Annotated in this window: 2 protein-coding genes; one reads left to right on the forward strand and one right to left on the reverse strand. The window is 59.8% G+C overall.

Annotation, left to right across the window (positions count from 1 at the left end):
• Positions 1 to 814, forward strand: an 814-nt coding sequence (locus tag JNL55_RS33380) for a LysR substrate-binding domain-containing protein (protein WP_293865022.1), incomplete at its 5' end; no start/stop codon positions are given.
• 53 nt (positions 815 to 867) lie between these two features.
• Here JNL55_RS33380 and JNL55_RS33385 read toward each other — a convergent pair.
• A partial coding sequence (locus JNL55_RS33385) for a TonB-dependent siderophore receptor (RefSeq protein ID WP_293865025.1) occupies positions 868 to 2,841 on the reverse strand: 1,974 nt, incomplete at its 5' end.

Raw genomic sequence — 2,841 nt, forward strand, 5'->3', positions numbered from 1 at the left:
CATGCACCGTGCCGCTCGCACGCTCGAGCAAACGGTAGGTGCGACGCTGTTCGAAAAGACCAGCTATGGCGTCGTACCGACTCGCGAAGCAGAGAAGTTATCTCGGCGAGCCCATCGAGCTTTCGTGGAAATCTCGCAGGCCCGTGCCGACATCGATGCTTTACGTGGCCGCGAATCAGGCAGGACGGTCATCGGCGCAATGCCACTGGCGCGCAGCTTCCTGGTGCCGACCGCGCTGATTCAATTCACACGCGAACATCCCGAACACGCCGTCTCCATCATGGAAGGCACCTACGAAAATTTGCTCGGCGCGTTGCAATCCGGTCAGGCGGACTTTCTGGTCGGCGCATTACGCGAACACCGCGCCAACGCTGGCATCGAGCAGGAACATCTGTTCGACGACCCGTTATCCGTGGTGGTACGAGCCGAGCACCCGTTGGCAAAGCGTCGCAAACTCACCGCCACCGATTTGTCCAGTTACCCTTGGATCGCGCCACGCGCCTCCTCGCCGCTGCGCACGCACTTCGACGCCATGTTCAACAAGCTGGGCATCGAACCGCCGCAGCGTTTCATCGAATGTAACTCGCTTGGCGCGGCGCGAGCCTTCCTGGTCGCCGGCGATCACATGATGTTGTCGTCGACCAATCAAATTCATTATGAGCTGGAGGCGGGCATGCTGGTGTGTCTGCCCCACCCCGCCGGCAAGGTCGTGCGAAGTATCGGGATCACCGTACGAGACGACTGGCGTCCCACGCAAACGCAGGCACGGCTCCTGACCATCGTGCGCGAGACCGCGAATCAAATGGTGAGATAACGGGCCGAGCGGCAACTTACGCCGCTCGGCCCGCCCCAAACATCATCCAAACATCAGAAGCGGTAATTCACGCTCATCTCGTAATTGCGAGGAGCGCCGTAGTAACCGATCTGATACAGGCTGGTAATGAACTTCTCATCCGAGATGTTGCGAACGTTGGCTCGCACATTCAGGCTTTGCGTCACATCCCAGCGCGCGAAGGCGTTCACGATGGCATAGCTATCTTGCCGAACTGTGCCGCCGGTGTATTCGTCGACCTTGGACGTGTCACTTTGCCAGCGACCGCTCAAGCCGAGCGAGACCGCCCTGAACCCTGGCAAACGCGCACTGACGGCGATGTTCGCGGTACGACGCGGCACCCAGTGATAGACATCTTCACCCTGCGAGCCTTCCAACTGCAGTGAAGTGAAGCCGAGCACTACATCGATGTCCTCACCGATGCGGCCGGCCACTTCCAGCTCGATGCCTTTGGAATCGACGTCGACGCCTTCGTAGTAATACTGGCCGCCTTCGGTCATGCCGGCGAAGGTGCTCAAGCCCTGCTGTTCGGCCGTGAACACTGCCAAGGTCGTCAGCAGACGGCGTTCCAGCCATTCCGCTTTCACACCGACTTCGTAGTTCACACCCTTCGAAGGATCGAGATACTGATTGTTGATGTCGTACTGGTCCTGCGGCTGATAGATATCCGAGTAGCTGGCATACAGCAGCACGTTGTCGACCAGCGCATACGTGACGCCGGCGTACGGACTGATCTCGCGCTCGGTCTGATCGAACGGCGTGCCGCTCTGATGACCGTCGCGATGATATTCCGAGTAGTTGAAACCAAAGATGCTGGTGAACTTATCGGTCACACTCAGGCGCGTGGCCCCGTAGGCGCGCTTGAGCGTTTGATCCATCTGGCCGTCTTCGACCAGCATCCCCCAGGCCGGCTCGGCAAGCGCGTTGCCTGCATACGGAAACGCTGGCAGGTAACCGAACGCCGGATCGGACGGATCGACCGGACGATAGTTTTGAGTGCGCTCGCCGGCCGAATAATTCAGGCCCAGCATGGCTTCATGATCCCGACCGAACAGCTCGAACTTGCCGTCCACGCTCAACTCGAGCAAGTGCGACTGATCTTTGGTCTGCCAATGGGCCGGCCAGCCCAGCAAACCGAGTCCGGTATCGGGATCGATGCCGGTCGTGGTGTAGGCGAAGAACAGCTTGCTGTTGTCTTGGTAGTCGCGGAAGTTGTAACTGAGTTTGAGATCCCAATCGGACGCCAGCGCGTAGGTATATTCGACGAACGCGGCATGAGCGCGATTGTCCCAGTACGTCCAATCCTGCGTGGTCGAGGCGCTGCGGCCGAATTCGGCTTGGCTGCCATCGGTGTAAGTCAGGATCAGCGCGCCCCACATGTTGTTGTCGGTGTTCGCCTGTTGGTACGAGTAGCCGGCCGTCAGCGTCGCGCGCTCGCCGACCTGCCCGTCGACTACTGCATAAACAAACGTCCGATCGTTGCTGAGATCGCGGACCCACGAGTCCTGCTCTTCGGACGCCACCACCACGCGCCCGGCCCAGCTACCGTCTTCGGTGAACGGCGTGGAATAATCGGCTTCAACGCGTCGTTGATCGAACGAGCCGGCGCTCACGCCGAAGCTGCCCTGCGCCACGTTGGTCGGCCGCTTGCGCACATAGTTGATGGTGCCGGCTGAGTTGCCGACGCCGGTGAGCAAGCCGTTGGCCCCTCGAATCACTTCCAGCTTTTCGAAACCGAACGAATCCATCGCGCCGGTAACGATGCCCCAATCGTTCGGCAAGCCGACGCCGTCGACCTGCGTATTCTTGATTTCGAAACCTCGCGCCATATAGTTGGTGCGATTGGTTTCCCATTCTTCGACGTTGATGCCGGTAGCCAGCCGCAGCGCTTCGTTGATGTCGTCGGCGCCGAAGTTATCCATTTGCTCGCGTGTCACCACGCTGATGGATTGCGGCGTATCGGCAATATCCATATCCAAACCGGTGGCGCCCTTGCTGACGCGGTCGGC

It is taken from the genome of Steroidobacter sp. (genome assembly GCF_016790065.1).
Classification (GTDB): domain Bacteria; phylum Pseudomonadota; class Gammaproteobacteria; order Steroidobacterales; family Steroidobacteraceae; genus Steroidobacter.